This window comes from Microbispora sp. ZYX-F-249 (assembly GCF_039649665.1).
Classification (GTDB): domain Bacteria; phylum Actinomycetota; class Actinomycetes; order Streptosporangiales; family Streptosporangiaceae; genus Microbispora; species Microbispora maris.
This window is the reverse complement of record NZ_JBDJAW010000038.1, coordinates 16,067-34,494: the sequence shown is the minus strand read 5'-3', so window position 1 is coordinate 34,494 and position 18,428 is coordinate 16,067. Positions and strand designations below refer to the sequence as shown.

Genomic DNA, 18,428 nt, shown 5'->3' with positions numbered 1-18,428 from the left:
GAGGGCGGCCGCGGGGCGGCGCCGGCGGGTCAGAGGACGGCGGCCCGCACGCACAGCACGTCGGGCAGGTGGCGGGCGATCAGCGACCAGCTCTCGCCCGCGTCGGCCGAGCCGTACACCTCGCCGTCCCGGGTGCCGAAGAACACCCCGGCGGGCCCGGCGCACATCGCGTCCCTGAGCACCGAGGCGTGCAGCGGGCCCTCGGGCAGCCCGGTGGAGTAGCCCTGCCAGGTGGCTCCGGCGTCGTCGCTGCGGAACACCTGGTAGCGGTGGCCGAGCGGCGTCCGGTCGACGTCGCCGTGCAGCGGGAAGACGTACAGCCTGTCGGGGTCGTCCGGGTCCACGGCGATCGGGAACCCGAAGTCGGAGGGCAGGCCGGACCCGATCTCCGTCCAGGAGTCGCCGAAGTCGTCGGACCGGTAGACCCCGAAGTGATGCTGAAGGTAGAGCCGCTCGGGCTCGGCGGGATGCTGCGCCACCTTGTGCACGCACTGCCCGAACTCGGGATACTGCGCGCCCTCCGGGAGGAAGGGGGCGCGGATGTTCTTGTTGGACGGCCGCCAGGTGGCCCCCGCGTCGTCGCTGCGGAAGAACCCGACGGCGGAGGCGGCGACGCCGATACGCCGCGGGTCGCTGGGGTGGGGGATCACCGTGTGGAGGCACAGGCCACCGCCGCCGGGCTGCCACCGGGGCCGGGTGGGGTGGTCCCAGAGGCCGTCGACCAGGGTGTAGGTCGCCCCGCGGTCCTTCGACCGGAACAGCGCGGCGGGCTCGGCGCCCGCCCAGACGACGTCCGGCTCGGCCGGCGACGGCTGGAGTTGCCACACCCGGGCCAGCGCGGCCCCCGTGCGCTCGGGGAAGGCGACCGGCGGGGCCGACGCCTCCTGCCACGTCTCGCCGAGGTCGTCGGACCACATCACCGACGGGCCGAAGTGGCCGTACTCGATGCCGGCGAGGAGGCGGGGCGTGCTCCCGCGGGTGTCGATCGCGACCGAGTGGATCCCGATCGTGGAGAACCGCACGGGCTCGACCTCGAATGTCCCGCCCTCCGAGGAGCGCGCGAGGAACAGTCCCTTTCGGGTGCCGATGGCGAGCAGTGCGGTCATTGGTCCTCCCATGTGCCGGTTTCGATCGTGTTTTCGATTCGATCCTGCCAGGAAGCCCTCCTGTCCGCTCGCGGTTCCGGTCAAGCGGTGCTCTGGACCGGGTCGCGGTGGATCCGTGACAGCGGCACCCCCGAGCACTGGAGGCGCCGTACGGTCTCGTTCACCATCGCGGGCGGGCCGCAGACGTACGTCTCGTGGTCGGCCCAGGAGTGAAACCTGTCGACCACGTCGGGGAGCCGCCCGCGCATCCCGTCGAAGCCGGGGTCGTCGGAGACCACCGGGATCACCCGCAGCCAGGGGAAGGCGGCCTCCATCCTCGCCAGGTCCGGCATGTCGTACAGGTCTCGCGCGTGGCGGGCGCCGAACAGCAGGTGGATGTTCGGGCGGTCGCCGGAGGCGATGACGTGCTCGACGACGGCCTTGATCGGCGCGAGACCGGTGCCTCCCGCGACGCAGAGGATGTCCCGGTCGGACTCGGGCGGCGTCATCGTGCCCACGGGCGGGCCCAGCAGGAGCTGGTCGCCGACGCGGGTGTGGCGGACCAGCGCCGTGCTCACCCAGCCGCCCGGCACGGCGCGCACGTGCAGGCGCAGCGTGCCGTCGGGGCGGGGCGCGTTCGCGATGGAGAACCGCCGCCACACCCGGGGCCACCTGGCCGTCTGGACCGTGACGTACTGGCCGGGGACGAAGTCCATCGGCTGCGAGGGCCGCAGCGTGAGCACCGAGATGTCCCGGGTGCGCTGCTCGTGGTCGGTCACCTCGGCCAGCCACCAGGGCGGGGTCGTCTCCGCGGCGGCGGCGTCGATCATGATCTTCGCCGCCATGGCGTACGCCTCGGTCCAGGCGGCCTCGATCTCGTCGGTCCAGATGTCGGCGGCGAAATGCCTGATGGTGGCGAGAAGGGCGCTGCCCACGGCGGTGTAGTGCTCGGGGGACACGCCGTACTTGCGATGGTCCCGCCCGAGCTGGGCGAGATAGGACGCCAGCCCCTCGGGGCTGTCGAGCATCCAGACGACCCTGGTGAGCGCGTTGAAGAGCCGGTCGCGCTGCACCTCCATGCCCGGCGGGAACATCCCCCGCATGTGCGGGCAGTGGGTGAACAGTCGTCCGTAGAAGTACCCCGCGGCCTTCCCGGCGACGGGTTCGACGACCGAGAAGCTCTCCTTGACGAGGCGCGGATTCAGCGGCATCAGTTGTGTCCCACCCTAGGGACCGGAATCGTGCTCCGGTCTGTCGATCCACCTCCCTGACGGCTCCGGGTGACGAGCGCCGGCGGCCCCGGCTCGACCGATCGCTCAACGGGGAGTGTTCCACTCGGTCCCGGGCGCCACAACCGATTCCCCGCAAGGCAACCGACTGTGAACACTTCGTTATTTATCGTGACGCTCACGCTGTGACTGGTGTGACTCGTGTGAAAATCGGCCAACAGAGGAAAGATCTGCGCCATGATGGGCCTGCCTGCTCGCACACCCCAGGAGATGGCCCATGGCGCGTCCCATCGTCGGCATCACCACCTACCTCGAGGCCGCGCGCTGGGGGACATGGGTCCGTGAGGCGGCGGTCTCGCCCCGTGCGTACGCGCGCGCGGTGGAGAAGGCGGGCGGTGCGCCGGTCCTGCTGCCGCCGCTGAGCCCGGTGTCCGCCGGAGATTACGTCCGCCGCCTGGACGCGGTCGTCCTCGCGGGGGGCGGCGAGGTCGACCCCGCGCTGTACGGCGAGGTCCCCACCGACGAACCGGACGACGGGCTCGGCGGACCGCAGCCCCAGCGCGACCGGTTCGAGACGGCGCTGGCGCAGGCGGCGGTGGAGGCGGACGTGCCGCTGCTGGCGATCTCGCGGGGGATGCACGTGCTCAACGTCGCCCAGGGCGGCACGCTGATCACGTCGCTGCGGGAGGCCGTCGGCCACGACCGCCACGAGAGCGCCGCGCACGTGGTCACGGTCAGCGTGTCGAGCAGGCTCGGCAAGGCCGTGGGCGACCGCGCCGAGGTCACCGGCGCGCACCGCCGGGGCGTCCGGCGGCTCGGCACCGGCCTGATCGCGGTGGCCTGGGCGGACGACCAGATCGTCGAGGCCGTCGAGTTGCAGGGGCACCGGTTCGCGGTCGGCGTCCAGTGGCACCCCGAGCGCGGCCAGGACAACCGCCTCGTCGAGGCGCTGGTGGACGCGGCCCGCCCCTGATCATCGGTGCGGCAGTGGCCGCCGGCGGGCGCTGTTACTGTGCGGGGCATGGCGTTGCATCCCCAGGCTGAGGCCTACCTCACGCGGTTCCCCTCGGATCTCGGCGTCGACATCGCCTCCCTCACCCGTGAGCAGATCGCCCGGATGAGGTCTGTGGACGGCATGGCCGCGCAGCGCGGGCCGAGGATTGCCCTGCCGGAGGTCAGGGACGAGACGGCGGCCGGGGTGCCGGTCCGGATCTACCGCCCGGAGCCGGACGGGCGTCCGCTGCCGGTGCTCGTGTACTTCCACGGCGGCGGCTGGGTCTTCGGCAGCGTCGAGCGCAACGACGCCCTCGCCCGCGACCTCGCCCACCGGACCGGAGCGGTCGTCGTCTCGGTGGACTACCGCCTCGCGCCCGAGCACCCGTTCCCCGCGGCCGCCGAGGACGCCTTCGCCGTGGTCCGCGACGTGCACGCCCGTCCCGCCCGCTATGGCGCGGACCCCCGCAGGGTGGCGGTCGTCGGCGACAGCGCCGGAGGCAACCTCGCGGCGGTGGCGGCCTGGCTGGCCAGGGACGCCGGGCTGCGCCTCGTCCACCAGGCGCTGATCTACCCGGTCGTCGACGTCTCGACCGACACGCCCAGCTATGTGACGTACGCGAAGGGGTTCGGGCTCGACGCCGCGGAGATGCGGTGGTTCATCGAGCAGTACGCGGGCGGCGCCGACCCCCGCGACCCCCGGCTCGCGCCGCTGCACCTGCTGGACAAGTCGGGCCTGGTGCCCGCGACCGTGATCACGGCGGAGTGCGACCCGCTGTGCGAGGAGGGCGCGGCCTACGCGCGGGCGCTCGCCGGGGCGGGCGTCCCCGTGGAGTACCGCTGCTTCGAGGGCGCCCTGCACGGCTTCCTCGGCCTGCCCGGGTTCTTCGACCAGGCGCTGGAGGGCCGCGATCTCCTCGCGGCCCGGCTCAGGGACGCTATGGGAGCCGCGTCGTGAGGGAGTACGAGAAGCTGCGCACCGAGTGGGCGGCCGACGGCGTGCTGCGAATCGTGATCAGCGAGCCGTCCCGGCGCAACGCCGTTGACCGCACCGGTCACCGCGAGCTGGCCGAGATCTGGCGCGATGTGGACCGCGACGACGAGGTCAGGGCGGTGATCGTGCGCGGGGAGGGCGAGGCGTTCTCGGCGGGCGGCGACCTGTCGATGATCGAGGAGATGATCCGCGACCACGCCACGCGCCTGGAGGTCTTCGCCGAGGCCCGCGACATCGTCTACAACGTGCTCAACTGCTCCAAACCGGTCGTCTCCGCGATCCAGGGGCCGGCGGTGGGCGCGGGGCTCGCCGTCGCGCTGCTGGCCGACATCTCGGTCGCCGGGCGGACGGCCCGGATCATCGACGGGCACACCCGGCTCGGCGTCGCGGCGGGCGACCACGCCGCGATCATCTGGCCGCTGCTCTGCGGGATGGCCAAGGCGAAGTATCACCTTTTGCTGTGCGAGCCGGTCACCGGCGAGCAGGCAGAGGCGATGGGCCTGGTGAGCCTGTGCGTCGACGACGACCGGGTCCACGACAGGGCGCTGGAGATCGCGACCCGGCTGGCCGCCGGCTCGGCCGAGGCGATCCGCCTCACCAAACACGCGCTGAACAACTGGCTGCGCATGGCGGGGCCGTCGTTCGACGCCTCGCTGGCCATGGAGTTCCTCGGGTTCACCGGCCCGGACGCGGCCGAGGGCGTCAGAGCCCTGCGCGACAAGCGCCCGCCCCGGTTCCGGTCCTGATCCGCTCCCGCGCGAGCGTCAGAAGCTCCTCGGCAGGCCGAGCACCTGCGTGGCCAGATAGTTGAGCAGCAGTTCCTCGGTCACCGGCGCGACCCTGCCGATCCTCGCGTCGGCGAGCAGCCGCGCGACGGGGTACTCCAGCGAGTACGCCATGCCGCCGTGGGTCTGGAACGCGGCGTCGGCGGCCTCCCACGCGGCCTGCGAGGCCGTCAGCTTGGCGATGTTGGCCTCGGTGCCGCAGGGCAGCCCGTTGTCGAACGACCAGGCGGCCTTGTACAGCATCAGCCTGGCCAGCTCGATCTTGGCCTTGACCTGCGCCAGCGGGAACGCGATGGCCTGGTTGGCCCCGATGGGGCGGCCGAAGACCTCCCGCTGCCTCGCGTAGTCCACGCCCACCCGCAGCGCCACCTCGGCGCCGCCGAGCGCACTGGCCGCCAGCAGGATGCGCTCCGGGTTCAGCACGTCCCAGAGCACGGCCACGCCCCGGTCCACCTCGCCGAGCACGCTGGAGGCGGGCAGTCGCAGGTCGTCGACGAAGACCATGTTGGACGGCGTGGTGTTCGCGCCCATCTTCGGGATCGGCCGGTAGGACAGCCGCCCCGCCGCCACGGCCTCGGGCACGTTCACGAGGAACACCGTCAGCCCGTCCGTCCGCGGTTTCGCCTCCGCCGCCGGGATCGTCCGGGTGACGAGCAGCATCCAGGCGGCCCGCTGCACCCCGGTGATCCAGATCTTCTGGCCGTTGACGACGAAGTCGTCGCCGTCCCTGCGGGCGAAGGTCGAGATCGCCAGGGAGTTGGACCCGGCGTCGGGCTCGGTCAGCGCGAAGCAGGTCTCGATCTCGCCCGTGGCCAGCTTCGGCAGCAGCGCGGCCTTCTGCTCGGCCGTGCCGTGCCTGGCCAGCGTGAGCGCCCCGAACCCCGGCGTCAGCACGTACATGAACGCCGAGCCGCCTGCGGAACCGGAGGCCGACAGGGTCTCGGTGGCCACGGCCAGCTCCAGCAGGCCCTGTCCGCCTCCGCCGTACTCCTCGGGCACGGCGAGACCGAGCCAGCCGCCCTTGGCCAGATCGGCCCAGACCTCCTCCGGCCAGCGCTTGTCCGCCTCGCAGCGCTGCCAGTAGTCCATGTCGTAGCGCGAGCAGATGTCCGCGATGCCCCGGCGCACCGCCTGCGCGCTCTCCGGCAGCGTGAAGTCCATGCCCGCCACTCTAGAACGCCATTCGGCGGGCCGCGAGATCATCGGCGCGGACGCCGGGCGTGGTAGACGAAGGCGGGGGGCAGGTTCCGCCACACCGTGCGCCCGGCCACCACCTCCTCGAACGCGCGGCCCAGCCCGCGGCGGAACCGCAGGGCCGCGGGCAGGGCGCGGGCATGGACGTAGGAGAACGTGGTGAACGCGCCCCCGGGCGCGAGCGAGGCGACCACCGCGCGCAGCAGGCCCGCCTGGTGGGCCGGGGCAAACGCCGCCCAGGGCAGCCCGCTCACGATCACGTCGGCGGCGGCCACGCCCCGGCCCGCGAGCAGCTCCGGCAGCCGCGCGGCGTCGTCGACCACGAGCTCGACCTTCGGATAGCGGGCCGCGAGACGGCCGGCCAGCCGCGCATTGATCTCGACCGCCAGGTGCCGTCCCCGTCCGCCGAGCCGGCGCTGGATCTCGGCCGTGAAGGGACCGGTGCCCGGCCCCAGCTCGACCACGACGGGGTCGCCGCGCTCCGGCACCGGCACGCACACCGCCTCCGACAACCGCCGTGAGCTGGGCGCGACCGCCCCGGTCGCGGCGGGGGAGCGCAGGAACTGCCCGAAGAGGATCGCTGATTCGCTGGTCATGCCGCGACGCTAGGCCCGCGGTCGCGGCCCGGCCGCCCGCCGTCCGGACCGACATGGCGACCGGTCGGCGGGGCGGCACCGGCCAGAAGGAGGAGGGGGGTCCTCCGGGTGGAGGACCGGGCACCGCGCGGGCGGGCGGTAGCGTTCCCTCATGCGGTGGCCCCCGACGCGCCCGATCCTGACCGGCAGGCCCTTGGCGTTCCCGCGCGGGGCGGCCCTCGACATCGGGCTGGCGGTGTGCGGGACCGGGCTCGACGTGCTCGTCAGCGCCGGTTCCTGGGGTTTCTCCGGCGACGCGGGTGGCTCCGTCACCGTGTGGGTGGGCATGGGGTTCGCGCTGCTGGCCGGGCTGCCGATGGGCCTGCTGCGCCGGTGGCCCGGGCCGGTGGCCGTCTACCTGTCCGCGCTGCTGGTGATCTGCGACCAGCTCGGCGCGTTCACCGTCAACACCCTGCAGGTCCTGCTGCCGATCTCGGTGGGCGTGCTGGCCCGGTCGCGCGGCTGGCGCCGGACGGCACCGGCGGCCGTGCTCGCCTCCGCCGCGACGGCGGTGAACCTCGCCGACCCCGGCATCGCCCTCACGGGCAACACCTGGTTCTACTCCACCGGACTGATCGCGGCTCCCGTGCTGATCGGCCGCTACCTGCGCGGCCAGGAGGGACGCCGCAAGGAGGACCCCGCGCCGCTGCTCGACCTGCTGCTCGCGGGCGGCGGGGTCGCGCTGTCGGTGCTCACCACCTGGCCCTACTGGCACGGCGGCGCGGTGCCCGTGTGGGCGGTCGCGCTCGGGGTGATGCTCGCCGGGCTCGCGCTGGGCGTCGTACGGCACCTGCCCGGGGCGGTCCTGCTGCTGGAGAGCGGCGCGCTGCTCCTGGCCGACCAATACGCGCCGGGGACCGGCAGCAGCCTGCAACTGCTCACCCTGGTGGCCCTCGGCGTCTTCGCGACCCGCGCCGCCTGGCCGTGGCTGGCCGCGGCGTACGCGCTGACCTGCTCGGTCGCCGCGGTCGTGGTCGTGGACGACCCCGCCGACATCACGCCCTTCCGGGTGGTCGCGCTGATGACGATGGTGACCGCCCCCGTGGCGATCGGCCGCTACGTGGGCGTGCGCCAGGCCCAGGCCAGGCACGCCGCCGAGCTCGCCGCGGAGCGGGCCAGGGCGGGCCGGCTCGCCGAGCGGGAGCGGATCGCCAGGGACGTCCACGACATCGTGGCCCACCACGTTGGGGCCATGGTGCTGCGGGCGAGCGCGGCGCAGTACGCCGGGGCGAGCGGACCGGCCGCCGAGGCGCTGGCCGACATCAGGGACACCGGCCACCGTGTGCTGGAGGACCTGCGCGGCCTGCTGGCGGTGCTGCGCGACCCGGGCGAGTCCCCCGACCCCGGTTTCGGCCCGGATGAGGGCGCCGATCTCGCGCTCGCCGACATGCTCGCCGACCCGGACGACGTGCTGCGCGACGCCGTGGCCCGGGTGTCGGCGGCCGGCCTGCTGGTGGACCTGCGCCTGTCGGCCGAGGCGGAGCGGGCCCCGCTGGTGGTGCGGGCGTCGGCGGCGAGGATCGTCCAGGAGGGACTGACGAACGTGCTCAAACACGCGGGGCCGGGAGCCCGCGCGGAGGTCAGCGTGGCGATGGGCCCGGACGCGCTGACGGTGGAGGTGCGCAACGGCCCCGGCACCTGCCCTCCCACCGAGACGCTGCCGTCCCACGGCCAGGGCATCGCGGGCATGCGGGAGCGCGCCCGCGCCTTCGGCGGGCACGTCACCGCGGGGCCGGCCGGGGACGGCGGCTGGCGCCTGACCGCCTCGCTGCCCGTCCCGCGCGAGGGCCGATCGGCGTGCCGCAAGGTGGGGAGGTTCGCGTGATCCGCGTCGTGGTCGCCGACGACCAGGCCCTGGTGCGCGCCGGCGTCCGGATGATGCTGGAGGCGGCCGGGGACATGGAGGTGTGCGGGGAGGCCGCCGACGGGGCCGAGGCCGTACGGCTGACCGAGCGGCACCGCCCCGACGTCGTGCTGATGGACCTGCGGATGCCGCGCGTCGACGGCCTGGAGGCCACCCGCAGGATCCTCGCGGCCCAGCCGTCCGCCCGGATCGTCGTGCTCACCACGTTCTCCGAGGACGCGAACCTCTACGCCGCCCTGGGCGCGGGCGCGCTCGGGTTCCTGGTCAAGGACGACCCGCCCGCCCGCATGGTCGAGTCCGTACGGCGGGCCGCGGCGGGGGAGCCCCCGCTCGCGCCGTCCGTGCTGCGGCGCGTCGTCGAACGGGCCCTGGCCGCCGAGCGTCAGGCGGCGCCGCTGCCGCCCGGGGTCACCGAGCGCGAGGCGCAGGTGCTCACCCTGGTCGGGGTGGGCCTGTCCAACGCCGAGATCGCCGAGCGGCTGCACGTGGGCGTCACGACGGTCAAGAGCCATGTCGCCGCGCTCATCGAGAAGCTGGGGCTGCGCAACCGCACCCAGGCGGCGGTGCTGGCGCACCGGTTCGGCTTGGTCGACACGGGGTTCAACCCCGTTGATCCTCCGCGAAGCGGCAGCGAGGGCGGCATGTAGGGTCTGGGGCGTGAACGCTGCCGAGGACCGGATCTGGACGGTGCCCAACCTGCTGAGCGCCCTGCGGCTGCTCGGCGTCCCCGTCTTCCTCTGGCTCGTGCTGGGTCCCCACGCCGACGGATGGGCCATCGCGCTGCTGGCGCTCGCGGGCTTCAGCGACTGGCTCGACGGCAAGCTCGCCCGCGCCTGGAACCAGATCAGCCGGCTCGGCCGGCTCATCGACCCGCTCGCCGACCGCCTCTACATCCTCGCCACCCTGGTCGGCCTGGTCCTGCGGGACGTGGTCCCCTGGTGGCTGGCGCTCGCGGTGCCGCTGCGCGACGTGCTGATGCTGTGGATCCCGCCCCTGCTGCGGCGGCACGGGTACGGCCCGGCCCTGCCCGTCCACTTCCTCGGCAAAGCGGGCACCGCCGCCCTGATGTACGCCTTCCCGCTGCTGTTCCTCGCCTCTCACGCGGGCTGGTACGCCGAGATTGCCGCGATCTTCGGATGGGCCTTCGCCATCTGGGGAACTGGTCTGTATTGGTGGGCGGGGGTGTTGTATGTCGTACAGGTGCGCCAGCTAACGAAGGGGTGACCCGTGAAGGCCGTCGTCATGGCGGGCGGGGAGGGGACACGGCTGCGGCCGATGACCGCCAACCAGCCCAAGCCCCTGCTCCCCATCATCAACCGGCCGATCATGGAACACGTGCTCCGGCTGCTGAAGCGGCACGGGTTCACCGAGACCGTGGTCACCGTGCAGTTCCTGGCCGCCCTGATCCGCAACTACTTCGGCGACGGCGACGAACTGGGCATGACCCTCCACTACGCCACCGAGGAGGTCCCGCTCGGCACGGCCGGCAGCGTGAAGAACGCCGCAGACAAGCTCCGCGACGACCGGTTCCTGGTCATCTCCGGCGACGCGCTCACCGACATCGACCTGACCGACATGCTCCGCTTCCACCGCGAGAACCGGGCGCTGGTCACCATCGGGCTCAAGCGCGTGCCCAACCCGCTGGAGTTCGGGATCATCATCGTGGACGAGAACGGCCGCATCCAGCGCTTCCTGGAGAAGCCCACCTGGGGCCAGGTGTTCTCCGACACGGTCAACACCGGCATCTACGTCATGGAGCCGTCGGTCCTCGACGAGATCGCCCCCGGCCAGTCGGTCGACTGGTCGTCCGACATCTTCCCCAGGCTGCTCGACCGCGGCTGCCGCCTGTTCGGGTACGTGGCCGAGGGCTACTGGGAGGACGTCGGCACGCACGAGAGCTACCTCAAGGCCCAGGCCGACGTGCTGGAGGGCAAGGTCAAGGTCGACTTCGACGCCTTCGAACTGGCCCCGGGCGTGTGGGCCGCCGAGGGCGCGTCGGTGGACCCCGAGGCCGTGCTCAAGGGCCCTCTGTACATCGGCGACTACGCCAAGGTCGAGGCCGGCGCCGAGCTGCGGGAGTACACCGTGCTCGGCAGCAACGCGGTCGTGAAGGAGGGCGCCTTCCTCCACCGCGCGGTGGTCAGCGACAACGTGTACGTCGGCCCCGCCGCCCACCTGCGCGGCTGCGTGATCGGCAAGAACACCGACGTGATGACCGGCGCCAGGATCGAGGAGAACGCGGTCGTCGGCGACGAGTGCGTCATCGAGGCCGAGGCGTACGTCTCCTCCGGCGTGAAGATCTATCCGTTCAAGACGATCGAGGCGGGCACGGTCGTCAACACCAGCGTCATCTGGGAGTCGCGCGGCCAGCGCAGCCTGTTCGGCCCCCGCGGCGTCTCCGGGCTGGTCAACGTCGAGATCACCCCGGAGCTGTGCGTACGGCTGGCCAGCGCGTACGCCACGACGCTGCACAAGGGCGACACGGTCGTCACCTCCCGCGACGCCTCACGCGCGGCGCGGGCGCTCAAGCGGGCGGTGATCAGCGCGCTGAACTCCAGCGCGATCAACGTGGTCGACCTGGAGGCCGCCGCCCTGCCGGTCGCCCGGTTCAACACCTCCCGCGAGAACGTCCGGGGCGGCATCGCCGTACGCACCACGGCGGGCGATCCCCAGAGCGTCGACATCGTCTTCATGGACGAGACGGGGGCCGACCTGTCCCAGGCGGCCCAGCGCAAGCTGGAGCGGGTCTTCTCCCGGCAGGAGTACCGCCGGGCCTTCCCCGGCGAGATCGCCGAGCTGACCTTCCCGGCCCGCGCCGTGGACACCTACGCCCGGGAGCTGCTGGCCTGCATCGACATGTCCGGCGTGAAGGACACGGAGATGAAGGTCGTGGTCGACTGCGCGGGCGGCACCTCCTCGCTCGTGCTGCCGAGCCTGCTGGGCCGGGCCGGGGTCGACGTGCTGACCGTGAACAACCGCCTCGACGACGCCTCGCCCACCGAGACGCTGGCCGAGCGCCGCCGTGATCTGCAGCGCCTGGCGGAGCTGGTGGCCTCGGCGCGGGCCGCCTTCGGCGTGCGGTTCGACCCGGTGGGGGAGCGGGTCTCCCTGGTGGACGAGATGGGCCAGCTCATCAGCGAGGAGCGCGCGCTGCTCGTGGTGCTCGACCTGGTGGCGGCCGAGCGCCGGGGCGGGCGGGTGGCCCTGCCGGTCACCACGACGCGGGTGGCGGAGATGGTGTGCCGCTTCCACGGCGTGCAGGTCGACTGGACGGCCACGAGCCTCGACACGCTGACGCACGCGGCCCGGCACCCGGACACGATCTTCGCCGGCGACGGCAGGGGAGGCTTCATCGTCCCGGAGTTCGCGCCCACCGTGGACGGCCTCGCGGTGTTCCTGCGGCTGCTCGGCCTGGTCGCGCGCACCCGGCTGTCGCTCAGCCAGATCGACGCCCGGATCCCGGAGGCCAAGCTGCTCAAGCGGACCGTTCCGACACCCTGGGCGCACAAGGGCGCGGTGATGCGCTCGGTCGTCGAGGCGGCCGAGGGCCACCGCCTCGACACCACCGACGGCGTCCGCGTCGTGGAGGACGACGGGAGCTGGGCGCTCGTCCTGCCCGACCCCGCCGAGGCCGTCACCCACCTGTGGGCCGAGGGCCACGACATGGACACGGCCCAGGCACTCCTGGAACGCTGGGCCCACGTCGTCGAACAAGCGGCCGGAGCTAGATGACATTGAACCGCCGCTGGCTGTAGCGTTGGTCAGTCCGCGCCCAGCCGCGGTCTTGACCTTTGTGCCTGATCAGCGTAAGTTGCGGCATTCGCAGTTTGAGCTAGTCCTAGAGCAAGTCGTGAGAGAGGCCGAGCCGTTCGATGCCCAGCGTCTACTGCACGCAGTGCGGTCATGCCAACCCCGAGGATGCCCGTTTCTGTTCACGATGCGGTTCGCCGCTGAGCGCTCCCGCGCCCGTCGCGGCCGACACGACCTCGACGATCTCGCTCGAGGCGCTCGAGGCGGAGACGGGCCAGACGCTTCTGCCGGACAGGTCGGCGGTCGACCAGCTGCCCCCCGGCACGGCTCTCCTGGTGGTCATGCGGGGCCCGAACGCCGGCAGCCGTTTTCTGCTCGACAGCGACCTCACTACGGCGGGTCGCCACCCGGAAAGCGACATTTTCCTGGACGATGTGACCGTGTCCAGGAGGCACGTGGAGTTCTACCGGCGCGGGGGCCAGTTCACCGTGCGTGACGTGGGCAGCCTGAACGGCACCTACGTCAACCGGGAGCGCATCGAGGAGTCGCCGCTGCAGGGCGGAGACGAGGTGCAGATCGGCAAGTTCCGGCTGGTGTTCCTCACGCGTGGTCCCGGAGGGCTGTGATCGCTGAGGAGGAGGAGTCATGAGCGCGCAGGCCGTACGGGCGTTCATGAGCATCGGGGAAGTGCTCGCCCTGCTTCAGGGCGAGTTCCCGGACGTGACCGTCTCCAAGATCCGGTTTCTGGAGGGTGAGGGGCTGATCGAGCCCCAGCGGAGCCCGTCGGGGTACCGCAAGTTCACCTACACCGACGTCGAGCGCCTGCGGTACATCCTGCGGGCGCAGCGCGACCAGTACCTGCCGCTGCGGGTCATCAAGGACCAGCTGGACGAGCAGGCGGCCCGTCCGCACGCCGTCTCCGACGGGGTGCCGCCCGTGCGTCTCAGCCGGGAGGAGCTCATCGAGGCCGCGGGCATCGACGAGGAGACCCTGGCCGAGATGGAGAGCTTCGGCCTGGTCGCCCCCGTGGCGCGCCGGTACGACGGGGAGGCGCTGGAGATCGCGCGCAGCGTGGGGGCGCTGTCGCGGTTCGGCCTGCGCGCGCGGCACCTGAGAGCGGTCCGCGCGGCGGTGGAGCGGGAGGCCGGCCTGATCGAGCAGGCGGTGGCCCCGCTGCTGCGGCGCAAGGCGCCGGGGGCGATCGCCGAGGCGGACGAGACCGCACGGGAGATCTCCGGACTTCTCCAGGAAGTGCACAATGCGTTACTGCGTGGGAGTGTTCGCGGCGTTCTGGGGCGGTGACCGGCACATCCGCTCCTCCGTGGGTGTTACGTTGAATGCCTGGTGATATGCCGCGACGCTTGAGACGGAGCCGCCCGTGTTGCAGATGGAGGTCGTGGGGGTTCGCGTTGAGATGCCCACCAACCAGCCGATCGTGCTCCTGAAGGAGACGAGCGGCGATCGGTACCTTCCGATCTGGATAGGCATGACCGAGGCGACCGCTATCGCGCTGGCCCAGGCGGAGGAGCCCCCGCCCCGGCCGCTGACCCACGACTTGTTCCGTGACGTCATTGAGGCCCTGGGGGTGCGGTTGCGCACCGTCAACATCGTCGCGCTCCGCGATGGAATCTTCTTCGCCGATCTGGTCTTCTCCAACGGCGTGGAGGTCAGCGCCCGTCCTTCGGACTCGATCGCGCTGGCGTTGCGTACGGGTGCGACGATCTACGCGAGTGAGGACGTGATCCAGGAGGCGGGCGTGAGCATGCCCGACGACCAGGAAGACGAAGTGGAGAAGTTCCGCGAGTTCCTGGACAAAATCACCCCGGAAGACTTCGGCCGGGCGGGCTGACGTGCCGGACGATTTCGGGAGATTACGCTTCACGACGCGCCGGACGGGGTCGTTGACTGACGATGGCCCCGGTCCTACGGTGCAAGGGAAACCACGGTTGTAATTCACGAACCCCCAGATCAGACCGTGGGATGAGAGAAAGCCGGAGGTCCGCAGTGGCGGTCAGCAGCGGCGAGGGTAAGTCGGCCGGCCAGCACGACCCGGTTCGGCAGGCGGCGCGCGAGCGCGCCGGCGAACAGGGTCTGCTGTTCGACGAGCAGCCGACGGCGCTGCCCCAGGGCATCGGATACCGCGGGCCGACGGCGTGTGCGGCGGCCGGGATCACATACCGTCAGCTCGACTACTGGGCCCGGACCGAACTGGTGCTCCCGACGATAAGGGCCGCCCAGGGATCCGGGTCCCAGCGACTGTACAGCTTCCGCGACATCCTCGTCCTGAAGGTCGTCAAACGTCTTCTCGACACGGGGGTCTCCCTCCAGCAGATACGCACCGCCGTACGGCATCTGCGCGACCGCGGCGTCAACGACCTGGCCCAGATCACCTTGATGAGCGACGGCGTGAGCGTTTACGAGTGCACGAGCGCGGACGAGGTGATCGACCTGCTGCAGGGCGGTCAGGGCGTGTTCGGCATCGCGCTCGGCCGGGTCTGGCGCGAGGTCGAGGGATCGCTGGCCGAGCTTCCGGGTGAGCGCGCGGAGCCCGCCCCGGATGCGGAGGGGGACCATCCCGCGGACGAGCTGGCCCGCCGTAGAAAGGCCCGCAGGACCGGCTGAGGTCCCTGCGATCGACGGTCCCTGTGATCGACGGTCCCTGGTGATCGGCAAAGCAAGGAGCGAGGGGAGTCGGCTCTCCCGTAACGGGTAGAGTGACAAGGCCGACGACCTCGTGCGGGAGAGACCTCTGGACGTTCAGAGGCGCCGAAGGAGCAAACCTCCCCGGAATCTCTCAGGCATCCGTACCGCACGGACGAGGCGACTCTGAAAAGCAGGCCCGCCGGCCAGGCGGCGCCTCACCGAAGGGGAAAGCCGGGCTCGACGGCCCGGTGAAGCTCTCAGGTCCGATGACAGAGGGGGAGACCGCTTCACGACCGGCCGCGCCACACAGGGCGCCGGGCGGTCGCCGCAGGTCTCGACCCCGTCCAGGAGGCCCCTGTCATGACCGATCGGTCCACGCTCCGCGATCTTTCCGCTCCGCCCTTCGCGACCCGTCACATCGGCCCCTCGGAGGCCGGCCGCGCCCGGATGCTCGAGGCCGTCGGCTACGAGTCGGTGGCCGACCTGGTCGCCGTGGCCGTGCCCGAGGCGATCCGCACGCGCGGTCCGCTGAACCTGCCCGAGGCGGTGGGGGAGGCCGAGGCCCTGGCCGAGCTGCGCGCCCTCGCGGGCCGCAACCGGGTGCTGACCTCGATGATCGGCCTCGGCTACCACGACACGATCACGCCGGGCGTCGTCCTGCGCAACGTGCTGGAGAACCCGGGCTGGTACACCGCGTACACGCCGTACCAGCCGGAGATCTCGCAGGGGCGGCTGGAGGCGCTGCTGAACTTCCAGACGGTCGTGTCCGACCTCACCGGCCTCGACGTCGCCGGTGCGTCCCTGCTGGACGAGGCGACCGCCGCGGCCGAGGCGATGACCCTGGCCCGCCGGGCGAGCAAGGTCAAGACCGACGTGTTCGTGGTGGACGCCGACGCGCTGCCGCAGACCAAGGCCGTGCTGGCGACCCGCGCCGAGCCGCTCGGCATCACGCTGGTGGAGTCCGACCTCGCCGGTGAGCTGCCCGAGTGCTTCGGGGTCCTCGTGCAGTATCCGGGGGCGGGCGGCCGGGTGGCGTCCTTCCGCGAGGTCGCCGAGCGGGCCCACGCCCGGGGGGCGCTGCTCGTGGCCGCGGCCGACCTGCTGGCGCTGACCCTGCTGGAGCCCCCCGGGGAGCAGGGCGCCGACATCGCCGTCGGCTCCTCCCAGCGCTTCGGGGTCCCGCTGGGCTACGGCGGTCCGCACGCGGCCTACATGGCGGTCCGCGAGGGCCTGCAGCGGCAGATGCCGGGCCGTCTGGTCGGCGTCTCGGTGGACGCCGACGGCCGCACGGCCTACCGGCTCGCCCTGCAGACCCGCGAGCAGCACATCCGGCGCGAGAAGGCCACCAGCAACATCTGCACCGCGCAGGTCCTCCTCGCGGTCATGGCGTCCATGTACGCGGTCTACCACGGCCCGGACGGCCTGCGGAGGATCGCCCAGCGGGTGCACCGCCACGCCGCCGTCCTCGCCGCCGGCCTGCGCGAGGGCGGCGTGGAGGTCGTCCACGACGAGTTCTTCGACACCGTGCTCGCCCGCGTGCCCGGGCGGGCCGCCCAGGTCGTGGCCGCCGCCGCGGAGCGGGGAGTGAACCTGCGCCTCGCGGACGACGACCACGTCGGCGTCGCCTGCGACGAGAAGACCACCACCGGTCACCTGAGGGCCGTGTGGGAGGCGTTCGGCGCCGGGCAGGTCGTGGTGGAGGACCTCGACCGGGTGACGCCCGACGCCGTTCCCGCCGGTCTGCAGCGGACCTCGGACTTCCTCACCCACCCGGTGTTCCACGCCTACCGGTCCGAGACGGCCATGCTGCGCTACCTGCGTCGCCTGCAGGACAAGGACATCGCGCTCGACCGCTCGATGATCCCGCTGGGCTCCTGCACGATGAAGCTCAACGCGACCACCGAGATGGAGCCCATCACCTGGCCGGAGTTCGCCTCCATCCACCCGTTCGCGCCCGCCGGGCAGGCCGAGGGGTACGCCGAGCTGATCGCGACGCTGGAGGGCTGGCTGGCCGAGGTGACCGGCTACGACCGGGTGTCCATCCAGCCGAACGCGGGCTCCCAGGGCGAGTTCGCCGGGCTGCTGGCGATCAGGTCCTACCACCGCTCCAGGGGCGAGGGCGGCCGTGACGTGTGCCTCATCCCGTCCTCCGCGCACGGGACCAACGCCGCCAGCGCCGTCATGGCGGGCATGCGGGTGGTCGTGGTGGCCTGTGACGGATGCGGCAACGTCGACCTCGCCGACCTCGCCGCCAAGATCGACAAGCACCGCGACGCGCTCGCCGCGATCATGGTGACCTACCCGTCCACGCACGGCGTGTACGAGGAGACGATCGTCGAGATCTGCGAGCGGGTGCACGAGGCCGGCGGGCAGGTCTACGTCGACGGCGCCAACCTCAACGCGCTGGTGGGCCTGGCCAAGCTGGGCGAGTTCGGCGCGGACGTCTCCCACCTGAACCTGCACAAGACCTTCTGCATCCCGCACGGCGGCGGCGGGCCCGGCGTCGGCCCGGTGGCCGTCAAGGCCCACCTCGCCGAGCACCTCCCGGCGCACGTGTCGGCCGCGCCGTACGGCTCGGCGGGCATCCTGCCGATCTCCTGGGCGTACGTCAGGATGATGGGCGGCGACGGCCTGCGGCAGGCCACCGAGCAGGCGATCCTCTCGGCCAACTACCTGGCCCGGCGGCTGGCGCCGCACTACCCGGTGCTGTACACCGGCAGGGACGGCCTGGTCGCCCACGAGTGCATCGTCGACCTGCGGCAGATCACCAAGGAGACCGGCGTCACCGTCGACGACGTGGCCAAGCGCCTGATCGACTACGGTTTCCACGCGCCGACCATGTCGTTCCCCGTCGCCGGGACGCTCATGATCGAGCCGACGGAGAGCGAGGACCTGGCCGAGCTCGACCGCTTCGCCGACGCGATGATCGCCATCCGGGGTGAGATCGCCAAGGTGGCGTCGGGCGAGTTCGACAAGAGCGACAACCCGCTGCGCAACGCCCCGCACACGGCCGAGTGCCTCACCGCCGACGAGTGGACCCACCCGTACTCGCGGGCGGTCGCGGCCTACCCGGTGCCCGGCCTGCGGGACGACAAGTACTGGTCGCCGGTGCGCCGGATCGACCAGGCGTACGGCGACCGCAACCTCGTCTGCTCCTGCCCGCCGCTCGAGGCGTACGAGGACTGATCAGTTGAGTATGTCGGCCCCGCCCGGCGGCCGGTCTCGTTAAGATCGCGGTGATCGTTCCTCATCACCT

The 18,428-nt window shown here is 72.2% G+C and carries 16 protein-coding genes and 1 riboswitch; of the genes, 12 read left to right on the top strand and 4 right to left on the bottom strand.

Annotation, left to right across the window (positions count from 1 at the left end; all coding sequences use genetic code 11):
- Window positions 1-29: 29 nt before the first annotated feature.
- Window positions 30-1,106, bottom strand: a complete 1,077-nt coding sequence (locus AAH991_RS32110; RefSeq protein WP_346229674.1) for a WD40/YVTN/BNR-like repeat-containing protein — start codon at window positions 1,104-1,106, stop codon at window positions 30-32.
- An 80-nt stretch (window positions 1,107-1,186) separates the two neighbouring features.
- The gene (locus AAH991_RS32105; RefSeq protein WP_346229673.1) at window positions 1,187-2,296 is read right to left on the bottom strand and encodes a globin domain-containing protein; all 1,110 of its coding nucleotides are present in this window, start codon (window positions 2,294-2,296) and stop codon (window positions 1,187-1,189) included.
- 295 nt (window positions 2,297-2,591) lie between these two features.
- Here AAH991_RS32105 and AAH991_RS32100 point away from each other — a divergent pair, with 295 nt between their 5' ends.
- Genes AAH991_RS32100 through AAH991_RS32090 form a run of 3 tightly spaced genes read left to right on the top strand, consistent with a single transcriptional unit; the run spans window position 2,592 to window position 5,047 of the window.
- The gene (locus AAH991_RS32100) at window positions 2,592-3,287 is read left to right on the top strand and encodes a gamma-glutamyl-gamma-aminobutyrate hydrolase family protein (RefSeq protein ID WP_346229672.1); all 696 of its coding nucleotides are present in this window, start codon (window positions 2,592-2,594) and stop codon (window positions 3,285-3,287) included.
- A gap of 48 nt (window positions 3,288-3,335) precedes the next feature.
- Window positions 3,336-4,265, top strand: coding sequence for an alpha/beta hydrolase (locus AAH991_RS32095; protein WP_346229671.1), 930 nt, complete (start codon window positions 3,336-3,338; stop codon window positions 4,263-4,265).
- Window positions 4,262-5,047, top strand: a complete 786-nt coding sequence (locus tag AAH991_RS32090) for an enoyl-CoA hydratase/isomerase family protein (RefSeq protein WP_346229670.1) — start codon at window positions 4,262-4,264, stop codon at window positions 5,045-5,047. Before AAH991_RS32095 ends, AAH991_RS32090 begins: the two co-directional genes overlap by 4 nt.
- An 18-nt stretch (window positions 5,048-5,065) precedes the next feature.
- Here AAH991_RS32090 and AAH991_RS32085 read toward each other — a convergent pair whose 3' ends face one another.
- Window positions 5,066-6,247 (bottom strand): acyl-CoA dehydrogenase family protein, encoded by a 1,182-nt coding sequence (locus AAH991_RS32085; protein WP_346229669.1) that lies wholly within the window; start codon window positions 6,245-6,247, stop codon window positions 5,066-5,068.
- 38 nt (window positions 6,248-6,285) lie between these two features.
- Window positions 6,286-6,876, bottom strand: coding sequence for a class I SAM-dependent methyltransferase (locus tag AAH991_RS32080; RefSeq protein ID WP_346229668.1), 591 nt, complete (start codon window positions 6,874-6,876; stop codon window positions 6,286-6,288).
- 151 nt (window positions 6,877-7,027) lie between these two features.
- Between AAH991_RS32080 and AAH991_RS32075 the strand changes: the two genes are divergently transcribed.
- The 9 genes from AAH991_RS32075 to gcvP all read left to right on the top strand — a co-directional run bounded on the left by AAH991_RS32075 (window position 7,028) and on the right by gcvP (window position 18,358).
- The gene (locus tag AAH991_RS32075; RefSeq protein WP_346229667.1) at window positions 7,028-8,740 is read left to right on the top strand and encodes a sensor histidine kinase; all 1,713 of its coding nucleotides are present in this window, start codon (window positions 7,028-7,030) and stop codon (window positions 8,738-8,740) included.
- The gene (locus AAH991_RS32070) at window positions 8,737-9,426 is read left to right on the top strand and encodes a response regulator (RefSeq protein ID WP_346229666.1); all 690 of its coding nucleotides are present in this window, start codon (window positions 8,737-8,739) and stop codon (window positions 9,424-9,426) included. Before AAH991_RS32075 ends, AAH991_RS32070 begins: the two co-directional genes overlap by 4 nt.
- 10 nt (window positions 9,427-9,436) lie before the next feature.
- Complete coding sequence (clsA, locus tag AAH991_RS32065) at window positions 9,437-10,003, top strand: cardiolipin synthase ClsA (protein WP_346229665.1); 567 nt, start codon at window positions 9,437-9,439, stop codon at window positions 10,001-10,003.
- Window positions 10,004-10,006: 3 nt separating this feature from the next.
- Window positions 10,007-12,511 (top strand): sugar phosphate nucleotidyltransferase, encoded by a 2,505-nt coding sequence (locus AAH991_RS32060; protein WP_346229664.1) that lies wholly within the window; start codon window positions 10,007-10,009, stop codon window positions 12,509-12,511.
- A 140-nt stretch (window positions 12,512-12,651) separates the two neighbouring features.
- Window positions 12,652-13,155, top strand: a complete 504-nt coding sequence (locus AAH991_RS32055) for an FHA domain-containing protein (protein WP_169984391.1) — start codon at window positions 12,652-12,654, stop codon at window positions 13,153-13,155.
- A gap of 19 nt (window positions 13,156-13,174) precedes the next feature.
- Window positions 13,175-13,831, top strand: coding sequence for a transcriptional regulator FtsR (ftsR, locus tag AAH991_RS32050; protein ID WP_346229663.1), 657 nt, complete (start codon window positions 13,175-13,177; stop codon window positions 13,829-13,831).
- Window positions 13,832-13,907: 76 nt separating this feature from the next.
- On the top strand, window positions 13,908-14,378 hold the full coding sequence (locus AAH991_RS32045; RefSeq protein ID WP_189179865.1) for a bifunctional nuclease family protein: 471 nt from the start codon (window positions 13,908-13,910) through the stop codon (window positions 14,376-14,378).
- A 155-nt stretch (window positions 14,379-14,533) separates the two neighbouring features.
- Window positions 14,534-15,151 (top strand): MerR family transcriptional regulator, encoded by a 618-nt coding sequence (locus AAH991_RS32040; RefSeq protein ID WP_182907002.1) that lies wholly within the window; start codon window positions 14,534-14,536, stop codon window positions 15,149-15,151.
- Window positions 15,152-15,256: 105 nt separating this feature from the next.
- A riboswitch (glycine riboswitch) is annotated at window positions 15,257-15,349 on the top strand.
- Between the two features lie 183 nt (window positions 15,350-15,532).
- On the top strand, window positions 15,533-18,358 hold the full coding sequence (gene gcvP / locus AAH991_RS32035) for an aminomethyl-transferring glycine dehydrogenase (RefSeq protein ID WP_346229662.1): 2,826 nt from the start codon (window positions 15,533-15,535) through the stop codon (window positions 18,356-18,358).
- The last annotated feature ends 70 nt before the right edge of the window (window positions 18,359-18,428 follow it).

What these genes read in the sequence shown, in the direction of transcription:
- AAH991_RS32110 (WP_346229674.1), bottom strand. Translation starts at nt 1,106, where the DNA reads ATGACCGCACTGCTCGCCATCGGCACCCGAAAGGGACTGTTCCTCGCG.
- AAH991_RS32105 (WP_346229673.1), bottom strand. Translation starts at nt 2,296, where the DNA reads ATGCCGCTGAATCCGCGCCTCGTCAAGGAGAGCTTCTCGGTCGTCGAA.
- AAH991_RS32100 (WP_346229672.1), top strand. Translation starts at nt 2,592, where the DNA reads ATGGCGCGTCCCATCGTCGGCATCACCACCTACCTCGAGGCCGCGCGC.
- AAH991_RS32095 (WP_346229671.1), top strand. Translation starts at nt 3,336, where the DNA reads ATGGCGTTGCATCCCCAGGCTGAGGCCTACCTCACGCGGTTCCCCTCG.
- AAH991_RS32085 (WP_346229669.1), bottom strand. Translation starts at nt 6,247, where the DNA reads ATGGACTTCACGCTGCCGGAGAGCGCGCAGGCGGTGCGCCGGGGCATC.
- AAH991_RS32080 (WP_346229668.1), bottom strand. Translation starts at nt 6,876, where the DNA reads ATGACCAGCGAATCAGCGATCCTCTTCGGGCAGTTCCTGCGCTCCCCC.
- AAH991_RS32075 (WP_346229667.1), top strand. Translation starts at nt 7,028, where the DNA reads ATGCGGTGGCCCCCGACGCGCCCGATCCTGACCGGCAGGCCCTTGGCG.
- AAH991_RS32055 (WP_169984391.1), top strand. Translation starts at nt 12,652, where the DNA reads ATGCCCAGCGTCTACTGCACGCAGTGCGGTCATGCCAACCCCGAGGAT.
- ftsR (WP_346229663.1), top strand. Translation starts at nt 13,175, where the DNA reads ATGAGCGCGCAGGCCGTACGGGCGTTCATGAGCATCGGGGAAGTGCTC.
- gcvP (WP_346229662.1), top strand. Translation starts at nt 15,533, where the DNA reads ATGACCGATCGGTCCACGCTCCGCGATCTTTCCGCTCCGCCCTTCGCG.